12 protein-coding genes, 2 pseudogenes and 1 riboswitch are annotated in these 12,711 nt (G+C 69.5%); of the genes and pseudogenes, 8 read left to right on the forward strand and 6 right to left on the reverse strand.

Annotated elements, in window-relative coordinates:
* Positions 1 to 43 precede the first annotated feature (43 nt).
* Positions 44 to 757, reverse strand: a complete 714-nt coding sequence (locus ACGFSA_RS09325; RefSeq protein ID WP_393302005.1) for a M50 family metallopeptidase — start codon at positions 755 to 757, stop codon at positions 44 to 46.
* 52 nt (positions 758 to 809) lie between these two features.
* Between ACGFSA_RS09325 and ACGFSA_RS09330 the strand changes: the two genes are divergently transcribed.
* From ACGFSA_RS09330 to ACGFSA_RS09365, 8 genes and pseudogenes are all read left to right on the forward strand, one after another.
* A complete protein-coding gene (locus tag ACGFSA_RS09330) occupies positions 810 to 1,625 on the forward strand; it encodes an SOS response-associated peptidase (RefSeq protein WP_393302008.1) in 816 nt (271 codons plus the stop codon).
* 18 nt (positions 1,626 to 1,643) lie between these two features.
* A complete protein-coding gene (locus ACGFSA_RS09335; RefSeq protein WP_393302011.1) occupies positions 1,644 to 2,294 on the forward strand; it encodes an alpha/beta family hydrolase in 651 nt (216 codons plus the stop codon).
* A gap of 344 nt (positions 2,295 to 2,638) precedes the next feature.
* Positions 2,639 to 3,295: a sigma-70 family RNA polymerase sigma factor gene (locus ACGFSA_RS09340; protein ID WP_266990480.1), complete on the forward strand. Its 657-nt coding sequence runs from the start codon at positions 2,639 to 2,641 to the stop codon at positions 3,293 to 3,295.
* Positions 3,292 to 3,603 (forward strand): mycothiol system anti-sigma-R factor, encoded by a 312-nt coding sequence (gene rsrA / locus ACGFSA_RS09345; RefSeq protein ID WP_366136882.1) that lies wholly within the window; start codon positions 3,292 to 3,294, stop codon positions 3,601 to 3,603. Before ACGFSA_RS09340 ends, rsrA begins: the two co-directional genes overlap by 4 nt.
* A 702-nt stretch (positions 3,604 to 4,305) precedes the next feature.
* Positions 4,306 to 4,506: pseudogene (locus ACGFSA_RS09350) on the forward strand (metal-dependent phosphohydrolase); the annotation flags it as partial.
* Between the two features lie 92 nt (positions 4,507 to 4,598).
* Complete coding sequence (locus ACGFSA_RS09355) at positions 4,599 to 5,591, forward strand: hypothetical protein (protein ID WP_366136898.1); 993 nt, start codon at positions 4,599 to 4,601, stop codon at positions 5,589 to 5,591.
* Positions 5,592 to 5,715: 124 nt separating this feature from the next.
* Positions 5,716 to 6,354, forward strand: coding sequence for a peptide deformylase (def, locus tag ACGFSA_RS09360; RefSeq protein WP_393302014.1), 639 nt, complete (start codon positions 5,716 to 5,718; stop codon positions 6,352 to 6,354).
* A 105-nt stretch (positions 6,355 to 6,459) separates the two neighbouring features.
* Entirely contained in the window at positions 6,460 to 6,681 is a 222-nt protein-coding gene (locus ACGFSA_RS09365) for a hypothetical protein (RefSeq protein ID WP_393302017.1), read from the forward strand.
* On the opposite strand, the gene ACGFSA_RS09370 is transcribed toward ACGFSA_RS09365, so the two are convergent.
* The 5 genes and pseudogenes from ACGFSA_RS09370 to ACGFSA_RS09390 all read right to left on the reverse strand — a co-directional run bounded on the left by ACGFSA_RS09370 (position 6,678) and on the right by ACGFSA_RS09390 (position 12,687).
* Positions 6,678 to 7,691 carry a ribonucleotide-diphosphate reductase subunit beta gene (locus ACGFSA_RS09370; RefSeq protein ID WP_393302020.1) on the reverse strand — a complete coding sequence of 338 codons (1,014 nt, stop codon included), beginning with the start codon at positions 7,689 to 7,691 and terminating at the stop codon, positions 6,678 to 6,680. The genes ACGFSA_RS09365 and ACGFSA_RS09370 overlap by 4 nt on opposite strands.
* Positions 7,691 to 10,087 carry a ribonucleoside-diphosphate reductase subunit alpha gene (locus ACGFSA_RS09375; protein WP_393302023.1) on the reverse strand — a complete coding sequence of 799 codons (2,397 nt, stop codon included), beginning with the start codon at positions 10,085 to 10,087 and terminating at the stop codon, positions 7,691 to 7,693. The genes ACGFSA_RS09370 and ACGFSA_RS09375 overlap by 1 nt, the downstream gene beginning before the upstream one ends.
* A gap of 143 nt (positions 10,088 to 10,230) precedes the next feature.
* Positions 10,231 to 10,369, reverse strand: a riboswitch (cobalamin riboswitch).
* A gap of 39 nt (positions 10,370 to 10,408) precedes the next feature.
* Positions 10,409 to 10,654, reverse strand: a pseudogene (locus tag ACGFSA_RS09380) (GNAT family N-acetyltransferase); the annotation flags it as partial.
* Positions 10,655 to 10,780: 126 nt separating this feature from the next.
* On the reverse strand, positions 10,781 to 12,436 hold the full coding sequence (gene mctP / locus ACGFSA_RS09385) for a monocarboxylate uptake permease MctP (protein WP_393302026.1): 1,656 nt from the start codon (positions 12,434 to 12,436) through the stop codon (positions 10,781 to 10,783).
* Positions 12,433 to 12,687 carry a DUF3311 domain-containing protein gene (locus tag ACGFSA_RS09390; protein WP_393302029.1) on the reverse strand — a complete coding sequence of 85 codons (255 nt, stop codon included), beginning with the start codon at positions 12,685 to 12,687 and terminating at the stop codon, positions 12,433 to 12,435. Before ACGFSA_RS09390 ends, mctP begins: the two co-directional genes overlap by 4 nt.
* Positions 12,688 to 12,711: the final 24 nt, after the last annotated feature.

Consider the following 12,711-nt stretch of genomic DNA (forward strand, 5'->3'; position numbering starts at 1 on the left):
GCGTAAGAGAAGCATGGTAGACGTCGCCGCGGGCTGTCGTCCCTCACCGGCCGAGCATCCAGCGGCCGCCGCCGATCAGCGAGCAGATCGACACCGCATGGAAAAAGCCCAGCCACAGCACGGCCGGCACATCCGTGAGCCGGGACAGTTGGTCCGCGTCCGAGTCCGGTGCCCCGCCGCGCCGCCGCTTCGACTGCAGCTCGAACGCCGGACGTACGCCCCCGAGGAGCAGGAACCAGACCACGGTGTACCCGAACAGCGACTGCACCGCGGGTGAAGCCAGCCAGGACACCAGAAGGAACGCCGTGCCGGTGAAGATCACCGTAAGCGCCCCGTACAGATTGCGGATCACCACCAGCATCACCGCGAGCAGCGCGGTCGACACCCACAGCAGCAGCGTGATCCGGCCGTCGGTGAGCAGCCAGGCGCCGCCGAGCCCCAGCAGCGGCGGCGCGGTGTAGCCCGCCACCGCGGTGAGGATCATGCCTGCGCCGGTGGGCCTGCCGCGGCTGACGGTCAGCCCGCTGGTGTCCGAGTGCAGCCGGATGCCTTCCAGCCTGCGCCCGCTGACCAGGGCGATCAGCCCGTGCCCGCCCTCGTGGGCGATGGTGATCGCGTTGCGCGAGAGGCGCCACAGGACGTTCGGTACGACGGCGAAGAGCGCGACCGTGGCCGTCACGACCACCAGCCACTGCTCGGGTGCGGGCTGGGTACCGAAGACGCGATCCCACAGATTGCCCAGTTCGGTGCTGTCCATGTGCGGGCGGCTCCTTGCGGTCATGGCGGTGGATCGTGGCAGTCTGGCACTTATGTGCGGACGGTATGCAGCGAGTCGGCGGCCCGAGGATCTGACCGGACTCTTCGGCGTCGAGAAATGGGAACCGGCCCAGACACTGGAGCCCGACTACAACGTGGCGCCGACCAAAGAGGTCTACGCCGTACTGGAACGTCCCGTGAAAGACGCGGATGATCAACGCCCGGTTCGCCAGTTGCGCGCGCTGAAGTGGGGACTCGTCCCCTCGTGGGCCAAGTCGCCCGAGGGCGGAGCCCGGATGATCAACGCCCGGGCGGAGACCGTCCACGAGAAGCCGTCCTTCCGCCGCCCCTTCGTCTCGCGCCGCTGCATCCTGCCCGCCGACGGCTACTACGAGTGGGTCACCGGCGCCGACGAGCGGCAGCTGGAGGAGAAGGGGAGGAAGAAGCGGCCGCGGAAGCAGCCGTACTTCGTGACGCCCGCCGACGGATCGGTCTTCGCGATGGCCGGACTGTACGAGTTCTGGCGTGACCGGACGCTGCCGGACGACCACCCGCAGGCCTGGTGGGTGACCTGCTCCGTGATCACCACCGAGGCGGAGACCACCCCGCTCGCCGTCGCCCCTGCCGAGGGCCTGGGCGCGCTCGCCGACATCCACCCCCGGATGCCGCTGATGCTGACCCCGGACCGCTGGGACGCCTGGCTGGACCCCTCGCGCACCGACATCGGGGAGCTGCGGGCGCTGCTGGCACCGCCGCCCGGCGGACTGATGCGGGCGTACCCGGTGGCCACGGCGGTCAGCAACGTCCGCAACAACGGGCCCGAGCTCCTGGAGGAACTGACCGCGCCGGAGGTCGGCACGCTCTTCTGACCGGGCAGGATGAGCGCTGTGAGTCGTAGAGAGACAGCGCTGACGGCCGAGACGGTCGACACCGCCACCGGGCCCGCCCGGATCACCTGGCTGCCCGCGAGCAGACCCCGCCTGGTGCTCGCCCTCAGCCACGGCGCCGGCGGCGGCATCGAGGCCCGCGACCTCCAGGCACTGGCCGCCGCACTGCCCGCACGCGGCGTGACCGTCGCCCTGGTGGAGCAACCGTGGCGGGTCGCCGGGAAGAAGCTCGCGCCCGCCCCGAAGACCCTGGACACCGGCTGGCGCCGTCTGTGGCCCGCTGTCACCGCACCCGGGCTGCCCGTCGTCGCCGGCGGACGCAGCGCAGGCGCGCGGGTGGCCTGCCGCACGGCGGCCGGGCTCGGCGCGCACGCCGTCCTCGCGCTCAGCTTCCCGCTGCACCCGCCGGGCAGGCCGGAGAAGTCCCGCAAGGACGAACTGCTCGGCGCGGGCGTGCCCATGCTCGTCGTGCAGGGCGGCCACGACCCGTTCGGGCGGCCGGCCGAGTTCCCTCCGGGGGAGTACGAGATCGCCGAGGTGCCGTACGGGGACCACGGCTTCGCCGTACCGAAGAAGTCCGGACTGACCGAGGACCGGGCGATGGAACTCCTCACCGCCGCCGTGACGGAATGGCTGGACCGACTTCCGTGACTCCGGACCGACTCCCGTAACTGAGGCCCGCACATTCCCACGTGGATCGGATCACACCCGCGGACGACCCGGCGCATCCGCGGGAATGTTGTGTCGGGGACCACTGTTGTTCGGGACATCGGTACATCAACGTCGTACGTGGAGAGGGAGTCCGTCGCATGGGTTCGACCATCTGCCCGCGCCGCTCGAACGCCGCTGACCTGGAGTGGACGGTGCTGCACGCGGCGAAGACCACACCCGGGCGGGCACGGAGCGGATCGGAACGACAGCCCGCGTCGAAGCAAGGTCGACTATTCTCCGATTCGAGCGGGTCCGGTCTCGGAACCGCCACAGCGTTGGAGGAGGTGGGTCCGGTCACCGGTACCGACACAGGGACCGACGACGGCCGCGCGGAGGAGACGACCGCCGAGCGCAATGCGCGTTTCGAGCGGGACGCCCTCGGTTTCCTCGACCAGATGTACTCGGCCGCGTTGCGCATGACGCGCAATCCCGCAGACGCCGAGGACCTGGTTCAGGAGACGTATGCGAAGGCGTACGGCTCCTTCCACCAGTTCCGCGAGGGGACGAACCTCAAGGCGTGGATGTACCGCATCCTCACCAATACGTTCATCAACTCGTACCGCAAGAAGCAGCGCGAACCCCAGCGCAGTGCCGCCGAGGAGATCGAGGACTGGCAGCTGGCGCGCGCCGAGTCGCACATGTCCACAGGTCTGCGCTCCGCCGAGTCGCAGGCGCTCGATCACCTGCCGGACTCGGACGTGAAGTCCGCGCTGCAGGCGATTCCCGAAGAGTTCCGCATCGCGGTATATCTCGCCGATGTAGAGGGCTTTGCCTACAAGGAGATCGCGGACATCATGGGGACTCCCATCGGTACGGTGATGTCCCGACTGCACCGGGGCCGCCGCCAACTGCGCGGCATGCTGGAGGACTACGCCCGTGAACGCGGGCTCGTCCCGGCCGGTGCCGGAGAGTCGGACGATCGGAAAGGCTCGGGCTCATGAGCTGCGGAGAGCCGCACGAGACAGACTGCTCAGAGGTCCTCGATCATCTCTACGAGTTTCTCGACCATGAGATGCCCGACAGCGACTGCAGCAAGTTCGAGGTGCACTTCGAGGAGTGCTCCCCGTGCCTGGAGAAGTACGGGCTGGAGCAGGCGGTGAAGAAGCTGGTCAAGCGCTGCTGCGGTCACGACGACGTGCCGGCCGACCTGCGCTCCAAGGTGATGGGCCGGATCGATCTGATCCGCTCCGGGCAGGCCGTGCCGGACCAGGACGTGGTGGCCGAGCTGCCGAGCGCCGCCACGGAGTGACCGGCGGGCACCCCTGACCAGTGGGGCCTTTTCTGCACGATGAGGGCGTGCCGTGACTGTCGCGGCACGCCCTCACCCGTACCACTGCCAACGCACGCACTTCACCCGAACGTGCTAATCGGGCTCAACCATGCTCGACCGAGTGCCCAACTCGCCAGCGTGGCGCCTCCATTGACCTGGTTGGGAGGCGGGCAGGGCGGGTGAGAGGCACCGGGGCTGCGGCGCGCGCGGTGATTCTGGCCGCCGCGGTCTGCGCCGTCCTCTGTGTGCGGTCCGCGCTGCCGCCCGGCGGTACGGGGGTGCCCTGGGGCACCGTCGGTCTGCTCACCGGGCTCTATCTGGCCTGTGAACTGCCCGCACGCCGCCCGTTCTTCGGCAGCTCCGTGCCGATCAGTGCCGGATCGTTCTTTCCGCTGCTGCTCGCGGCGGCGTTCCTGTTGCCGCCCGCCGCCGCGGCGCTGGTCGTGATCCCCGGCTCACTCGCCGGCCGGGTGGAGAACCCGCCCGTCGCGGCCCGCCGCTTCTGGCGCACGGCCCAGCTGGTGATCACTGTCTGGGTGGCGTCGACCGTCCACGGCCTGCTCGGCGGCGGTGCCACGCTCGGCGGGCCCGGCCCCGGCCTGCTGCCCGACTTCCCGTACGCAGTCCTGCCCGCCTGCGTCGCCGCGCTGGCCTTCAGCCTCGTCCTGACCGCGTACCGCGTACCGCGAGCAGCCGCTGCCCGCCCGGATCGTCCGCGCGGTCAACGCATACGACGACCTGTGCGGGGAAGGTCTCAGCGGCCCGCTCCGCGCCCTGGAACGGCTCCGGCTCGGCACCGCCCACGACTACCAGCCGGAGGTGGTCGAATCGCTTGCGAGGGTCCTGGCCCGGGGCGGTCTGACCCCCGTCCCGCCTGGGTAACCCATGGGTAATGAGCGGGCGTCCTGCCGGGCATGGTTGGATGCGAAGGAGAGCGCAAGAACGAGGGTGTCCAGTCGGGACAGGCGGGAATCGTGAGGATCTTCGGGAAGGTACGGCATCGGCCCTCCGCCTCTTGGCGGCAGGCCACGGACCGCGCGTTCACGCTGATCGGCGACGGCCGGTACGAGGACGCGGGCGCACTGCTGACACGGGCGGCGGACCTGGAACCCTGGCTCTCCGAGTCATGGTTCAACCTGGCGCTGCTGCACAAATTCCGGCATGACTGGGAGCAGGCGAGAGCGGCCGGGCTGCGCGCCGTCGCGCTCCTCGACAAGGAGTCCGGCGCCCCCGACTGGTGGAACGTCGGCATCGCCGCCACCGCCCTGCAGGACTGGCCCCTGGCCCGCCGCGCCTGGCAGGCGTACGGCCTGAAGGTGCCCGGCGCCGGCCAGCACACCGCGGCGGCCAACAGCGAGCCGGTCGGTATGGAGCTGGGCAGCGCGGCCGTGCGGCTGTCGCCCGAGGGCGAGGCCGAGGTCGTCTGGGGTCGCAGGCTCGATCCGGCCCGGATGGAAGTGCTGTCGATCCCGCTGCCCTCCTCCGGGCGGCGCTGGGGCGAGGTCGTCCTGCACGACGGGGTGCCGCACGGCGAGCGGGTCACCGCGGCCGGCCCCTCGTACCCCGTGTTCGACGAGATCGAACTCTGGGCGCCGTCCCCCGTACCCACCTGGGTGGTGCTCCTCGAAGCTGCCACGGAGGCGGACCGGGACGCTCTGGAGCAGCTGGCGTCCGATGCCGGGTTCGCCGCCGAGGACTGGTCGTCATCCGTACGGCTGCTCTGCCGGGCCTGTTCCGAGAGCCGGATGGAGAGCGACGAGGGTGACGGTGAGCATCTCGACCCGCACGACCACAGCGAGCCCGGCCATCCGGGTCCGCTCGGCCACCGCACGGCCGGAGGTCTGTGGGTGCCGGAGCGCGAGTGCGGGATAGCGGCACCTGCCGGGCTGGTGCGGGGACTGCTGGACGGCTGGGTGGCGGACAGCCCGGACAGCCGTGAGTGGCGGGATCTCGAAGAAGTCTGCTGAGCCGCGCGTCCGCGGCCCGGCCGTAACGGCCTCCCCCACGATCGGGAGCCCGCTCCCCGCCGCGGGGGAGGCCGTTACGCTGTACGGGCATCGATTCGGGTTTTGAGGAAGGCGTACGGCGGACATGGCGCAGCAGGAGACGGACGAGCAGATCAGCGTCGACGACGAAGGCTTCGTCGTGGACACCGAGGACTGTGAGGCGCGCGAGGTGGCGTACCGCGAGCGCGGGACCTCCCGTCCGATCACGGTCGTGGGCAACCCGGTGCTGCACAAGGAGTGCAGGGACGTCACCGAGTTCGGTGACGAGCTGGGCCGGCTGATCGACGACATGTTCGCCAGCCAGCGGACGGCGGAGGGCGTGGGCCTGGCCGCCAACCAGATCGGCGTGGACCTCAAGGTCTTCGTCTACGACTGCCAGGACGACGACGGCGTGCGGCACGTGGGCGCCGTCTGCAACCCGGTGCTCGAAGAGCTGCCGCCGGAGGAGCGCATCCTCGACGACTCCAACGAGGGCTGTCTCTCCGTCCCGACCGCGTACGCCTCGCTGGCCCGCCCGGACTACGCGGTGGTGCGCGGCCAGGACGCCAAGGGCAACCCGGTCAAGATCCGTGGCAACGGCTACTTCGCGCGCTGCCTCCAGCACGAGACGGACCATCTGTACGGCTACCTGTACATCGACCGGCTCTCGAAGCGGGACCGCAAGGACGCGCTGCGGCAGATGGCGGAGAACACGCCGCGCTACGAGATCGTGCCGAACGACTAGTGCCGTGACAGGGCCCCGCGCCGGCGATCAGGTGATCCGACAGGCTCTCAGGCGGACAGCACCGTCGGCCGGGTCGCGTCGGCCGGGTCGCGGCCGCGGCCAGGCATGAACGCATTCCTGAACTACCGGGGCACAGCAGTTGTTTTCGCGCTCCTCCTGGCGCCGGTGCTGGTCGGCATCGCGCATGACCGCCGCATCGACCGCCAGTTGCGCGAGGCGGAACGTGATCGGCGGGCCGAACTACCGGAAACGGCGGACGCCGCACAGCCGGTGAAGGCTGTGCGGCGTCCGGACCTCCGGATCAGGGCGCGAGCCCAGAGCGTCTAGAAGTCGTCGTCGAAGGCGACCGAGCCCTCCACCGCCACCTGGTACGCGGACGGCCGGCGCTCGAAGAAGTTCGTCAGCTCCTGAACACCCTGCAGCTCCATGAACGAGAACGGGTTCTCGGAGCCGTACACAGCCGGGAAGCCGAGCCGGGTGAGCCGCTGGTCGGCGACGCACTGCAGGTACTCGCGCATCGACTCGGTGTTCATGCCCGGCAGACCGTCGCCGCACAGGTCGCGGCCGAACTGCAGCTCCGCGTCGACGGCCTCCTTCAGCATGTCGGTGACCTGCTGCTGGAGGGCGTCGTCGAAGAGCTCGGGCTCTTCCTTGCGGACGGTGTCCACGACCTCGAACGCGAAGTTCATATGCATCGTTTCGTCACGGAAGACCCAGTTGGTCCCCGTGGCGAGGCCGTGCAGCAGACCGCGCGAGCGGAACCAGTAGACGTATGCGAACGCGCCGTAGAAGAAGAGCCCCTCGATGCACGCCGCGAAGCAGATCAGGTTCAGCAGGAAGCGACGGCGGTCGGCCTGTGTCTCCAGACGCTCGATCTTCTCGACCGAATCCATCCACTTGAAGCAGAACTGCGCCTTCTCACGGATCGACGGAATCTCCTCGACCGCGTCGAACGCGGCGGCACGGTCGTCCGGATCGGGCAGATACGTGTCGAGCAGCGTCAGATAGAACTGAACATGCACGGCCTCCTCGAAGAGCTGCCGCGACAGATACAGCCGCGCCTCGGGGGAGTTGATGTGCTTGTACAGCGTCAGCACGAGATTGTTGGAGACGATCGAGTCGCCCGTCGCGAAGAACGCGACGAGCCGGCCGATCATGTGCTGCTCGCCGGGGGAAAGCTTGGCGAGGTCGGCGACGTCGGAGTGGAGGTCGACCTCCTCCACCGTCCAGGTGTTCTTGATCGCGTCGCGGTAGCGCTCGTAGAAGTCCGGGTAGCGCATGGGGCGCAGGGTCAGCTCGAAGCCCGGGTCGAGCAGATTCTTGTCGGTTGAGCTCATTACTGACAGGCCTCGCAGGACTCGGGGTTTTCGAGAGAACAGGCGATCGCGTCCGCGTCGGGAGCCGAGGCCTGCTGCACGGGAAGGGAAGCGGCGGCCGCGGCGCGGCCGGACGCCGCACGGGCGATCCGGGTGGCCGGGCGCGAGCGCAGGTAGTACGTCGTCTTCAGCCCCTGCTTCCAGGCGTACGCGTACATCGAGGAGAGCTTGCCGATCGTCGGCGTCTCCAGGAACAGGTTCAGCGACTGGCTCTGGTCCAGGAACGGCGTACGCGCCGCCGCCATGTCGATCAGACCGCGCTGCGGGATCTCCCATGCCGTGCGGTACAGCGCCCGTACGTCCTCCGGGATCCAGGCGAAGCCCTGCACCGAGCCGCTCGCCTCGCGCAGCGCCTCGCGGGTCCGCGCGTCCCACACGCCCAGCTGCTTCAGCTCGTTCACCAGATAGGCGTTGACCTGGAGGAACTCACCGCTGAGCGTTTCGCGCTTGAAGAGGTTGGAGACCTGCGGCTCGATGCATTCGTACACCCCGGCGATCGAGGCGATCGTGGCGGTCGGAGCGATGGCCAGCAGCAGCGAGTTGCGCATGCCGGTCTTCGCGATCCGGGCGCGCAGCGCGTCCCAGCGCTCCGGCCAGCTCAGCTCGGTGTCGTAGTGGTCGGGGTGCAGCACGCCGCGGGCGGCACGCGTCTCGGACCAGGCGGGCAGCGGACCGGACCGCTCGGCGAGGTCGCAGGACGCCTCGTACGCGGCGAGCATGATCCGCTCGGAGATCTTCGTGGAGAGCACGCGGGCCTCGGGGGAGTCGAACGGCAGCCGCAGCCGGAAGAAGACGTCCTGGAGCCCCATCGCGCCCAGCCCCACCGGACGCCAGCGGGCGTTGGAGCGGCCGGCCTGCTCGGTCGGGTAGAAGTTGATGTCGACGACCCGGTCGAGGAACGTCACGGCGGTACGGACGGTGGAGTCCAGCCGCTCCCAGTCGATGTCGCCGTCGGCCACGAACGAACCGAGGTTGACCGAACCGAGGTTGCAGACGGCGGTCTCGCCGTCGTCGGTGACTTCGAGGATCTCGGTGCACAGGTTCGACGAGTGGACGACGCGACCCGGCTCGGCGGTCTGGTTGGCCGTCCGGTTGGAGGCGTCCTTGAACGTCATCCAGCCCTGACCGGTCTGCGCGAGCGTCCGCATCATCCGGCCGTACAGCTCACGCGCGGGCATCGACTTGCGGGCCAGGCCCTTGGCCTCGGCGGCCCGGTACACGGCGTCGAACTCGTCGCCCCACAGGTCGACCAGTTCCGGCACGTCGGCGGGGGAGAACAGCGACCAGTCGCCGTCCGCGTCGACCCGGCGCATGAATTCGTCCGGGATCCAGTGCGCCAGGTTGAGGTTGTGCGTACGCCGCTGGTCCTCGCCCGTGTTGTCGCGCAGCTCCAGGAATTCCTCGATGTCCGCGTGCCACGTCTCCAGGTAGACGGCGGCGGCGCCCTTGCGGCGGCCGCCCTGGTTCACTGCGGCGACCGAGGCGTCGAGCGTCTTCAGGAACGGCACGATGCCGTTGGAGTGCCCGTTGGTGCCGCGGATCAGCGAACCGCGGGCGCGGATCCGGGAGTACGAGAGGCCGATGCCGCCCGCGTGCTTGGAGAGTCGCGCCACCTGGTGGTAGCGGTCGTAGATGGAGTCGAGCTCGTCCAACGGCGAGTCCAGCAGATAGCAGGAGGACATCTGCGGGTGCCGGGTGCCGGAGTTGAAGAGTGTGGGGGAGGAGGGGAGGTAGTCGAGGCGGCTCATCAGGCCGTACAGTGCGGCGACCTCGTCCAGTGCGCGCACCGACTCGTCCTCGGCGAGACCGGCGGCGACGCGCAGCATGAAGTGCTGCGGCGTCTCGATGACCTGGCGGGTGAGCGGGTGACGCAGCAGATAGCGGCTGTGCAGTGTCCGCAGCCCGAAGTAGCCGAACCGGTCGTCGGCGCCGTCGGCGAGGGACTGCTCGACCAGCGCGTCGAGCCGGGCCGCGTGGAGCGCCACGAACGCGGCCGTACGGTCCGCGATCAGACCCTCGCGGTGGCCGACGGCGACCGACGCGGAGAACGACAGCGCGCCCTGACCGGCCGCCTCGTCCGCGATGGTGCGAGTCAGGAGGCGGGCGGCGAGCCGGGAGTACGCGGGGTCCTCGGCGATCAGACCCGCGGCGGCCTCGGTGGCCAGCGCGCGCAACTCCGCCTCGTCCGACGCGGCGTTGCGGCCGCGCAGCGCGGCGGCGGCGACGCGGCCGGGGTCGGTGTCGGGCAGATCGGCAGTGAGGTCGGTCAGGGTCCGCAGCAGTGCGGTCCCGGGTCCGTCATTCGTGGTTCCCGCGGACTCGGCGACTGAAGCCGGATCGGCTGGCGCGATGGTCACGTGGTGCTCTCCCTCGCTCGGCTCGGGGCCGGCGGGGGAGCGGGGCAGCCGCGTGGAGGCATGCCCGAAGAAGGAGGGCAGCACTGTGTGCGGCGTCCACCGGCCCATCCGCGAGGCCCGGACGTCTGGGCGTCCGGATCGGTCGAGCCGGACGCGCTGTCGGCAGGTCCTCGGACTTTCAGGGTGCGCAAAAGGGCCCTGAACATACCGTTGCGGGACAGTTCCGGATTCGCACCGGATTTCCCTGCGGCGACAGCGAGCACGAGCATACATGTGGGGGCCGTCCGATGAGGTGGCCCCCACATGTTGTGTCGAATCGGTTCAGAGGCCCAGGCTGTACGTGAGCAGCGCGAGGCCCGCAAGGGGATCCCGGTCGCGTTCCGGCGTGCGTACGAAGTCGAGCCGATGGTAGATCCGGTGGGCGCCGGACATGGTCGGCTGGGTGGACAGGACGAGCCGCGCGACGCCCTTCGTGGCCCGTGCCCGGTCGATACAGGCCCGCACGAGCGCCTCGCCCGCCCCGGGGCCGCGCGCCGCCCGTGCGACGGCGAGCATCCGGAATTCGGCGGATCGACAGGTCCATGCCGGGAGTGTGCCGTACCGGTGGGTGACGCCGGACGGGCTGGGTGCAGCCCGTCCGGCGAGGGAACCAGGGCCCTTCGTCCGGATCGGGCCCGATCCGGACGAAGGGCACTAGCCGGCGGACGGGCTCGCGTCGGGTGACGGGCTCGACTCGGGCCTGGCCGAGGGGAGTTCCACCTGGACGCCCGGGTCGCCCGTGTCCGCCGTGTAGTCCGCCGGGGAGGTCTCGTCGACGCCCGCCGGGGCCTTCACCGCGTTCAGGACGAAGGTCAGCACCACCGTCACCACGGCGTTAAGCACGAACGCCGTCAGACCGATGTAGCCGATCTCGCCGATCCCCGGGATCTCCTTCGAGGAGCCGCCGAAGTGCGCCTGGGTGTGGGTCGGGCTCGCCACTCCGTACGCGGCGAGCGTGCCGTACGCCATGCCGACCGCCCAGCCCGCGAGCAGCGCCCAGCGGTGGAACCACCGGGTGAACAGGCCGCCGACCAGCGCCGGGAACGTCTGCAGGATCCAGATCCCGCCGAGCAGCTGGAAGTTGATCGCGACCGTCTTGTCCATGGTGAGGACGAAGACGAGTGCACCGACCTTCACCAGCAGCGACACCAGCTTGGAGACCTTCGTCTCCTGGGCCGGGGTCGCGTCGGGCTTCAGGAAGTCCTTGTAGATGTTCCGGGTGAACAGGTTCGCCGCGGCGATCGACATGATCGCGGCGGGAACCAGCGCGCCGATGCCGATCGCGGCGAACGCCACGCCGGCGAACCAGTCGGGGAACATGTTCTCGAACAGCTGCGGGATCGCCAACTGTCCGTTCTCCACCTTGACTCCGGCGGCGATCGCCATGAAGCCGAGCAGCGCCAGCAGGCCCAGCATCAGCGAGTACAGCGGCAGGATCGTGGTGTTGCGCCGGATCACATTGCGGCTGCGGCTGGAGAGCGTCGCCGTGATCGAGTGCGGATACATGAACAGTGCCAGTGCCGAGCCCAACGCCAGAGTGGCGTAGGTCCATTGGTTGGCCTCGGCGGGAGCCAGCGCGCCGGTCGGTTTCCCTCCGGGCGGGCCCGCGAACTTCTCCTGCGCGGCGGCGAAGATGTCGTCGAAGCCGCCCAGCTTGATCGGGATGTAGATGATCGCCACCGCGATGACCAGGTAGATCAGCCCGTCCTTGACGAACGCGATCAGCGCGGGGGCGCGCAGCCCGGAGGAGTACGTGTACGCGGCGAGCACCGCGAACGCGATCAGCAACGGCAGGTCCTTGACGAACCAGTTGGTGTTCTCGCCGCCGCCGACGCCCATCACGTCCAGCACCGCCTGGATGCCGACGAGCTGGAGCGCGATGTACGGCATCGTGGCGAGGATGCCGGTGACGGCGACCGCCAGCGACAGACCCTTCGATCCGAAGCGACCTCGGACGAAGTCCGAGGTGGTGACGTACCCGTGCTTGTGCGAGACCGACCACAGGCGCGGCAGGAAGGTGAAGATCAGCGGGTACACCAGGATGGTGTACGGGACCGCGAAGAAGCCGGCCGCTCCTGCTGCGTAGATCGCGGCGGGTACGGCGACGAAGGTGTACGCGGTGTACAGGTCGCCGCCGAGGAGGAACCAGGTGACCCAGGTGCCGAACGACCTGCCGCCCAGGCCCCATTCGTCCAGACTGGCCTCGTTCTCGGCCTTGCGCCAGCGCGCGGCCATGAAGCCGATGACCGTGACGGCCAGGAAGAAGAAGATGAAGACGCCGAGCGCGACGCCGTTCACACCGTCCTTCACGCCGACGTACCCCCCTTGCGGGCGCGCTGGTCACGCTGCCAGAGCTTGTACGCGACCATCGTGAGCGCCGTGGAGATCAGCACCCATACCATCTGGTACCAGTAGAAGAACGGGATGCCGATGAAGGTGGGGTCCACCTTCGCGTACGAACCCACCCAGAGCATCGCCACGAACGGGGCGGCGAGACAGAGGGCGATGAGCACTCTCACCGGTGTGACTGTCGGTGGTTTCGCGTCTGTTTCCTCGGGCATGTGGCGACTCCGTCCCCTCGCTGA

The sequence above is a fragment of the Streptomyces sp. NPDC048496 genome (assembly GCF_043200055.1).
Classification (GTDB): Bacteria; Actinomycetota; Actinomycetes; order Streptomycetales; family Streptomycetaceae; genus Streptomyces.

Coding starts and splice junctions, on each gene's coding strand:
- ACGFSA_RS09325 (WP_393302005.1), bottom strand. CDS start 757: ATGGACAGCACCGAACTGGGCAATCTGTGGGATCGCGTCTTCGGTACC.
- ACGFSA_RS09330 (WP_393302008.1), top strand. CDS start 810: ATGTGCGGACGGTATGCAGCGAGTCGGCGGCCCGAGGATCTGACCGGA.
- rsrA (WP_366136882.1), top strand. CDS start 3,292: ATGAGCTGCGGAGAGCCGCACGAGACAGACTGCTCAGAGGTCCTCGAT.
- def (WP_393302014.1), top strand. CDS start 5,716: ATGGCGCAGCAGGAGACGGACGAGCAGATCAGCGTCGACGACGAAGGC.
- ACGFSA_RS09365 (WP_393302017.1), top strand. CDS start 6,460: ATGAACGCATTCCTGAACTACCGGGGCACAGCAGTTGTTTTCGCGCTC.
- ACGFSA_RS09370 (WP_393302020.1), bottom strand. CDS start 7,691: ATGAGCTCAACCGACAAGAATCTGCTCGACCCGGGCTTCGAGCTGACC.
- ACGFSA_RS09390 (WP_393302029.1), bottom strand. CDS start 12,687: ATGCCCGAGGAAACAGACGCGAAACCACCGACAGTCACACCGGTGAGA.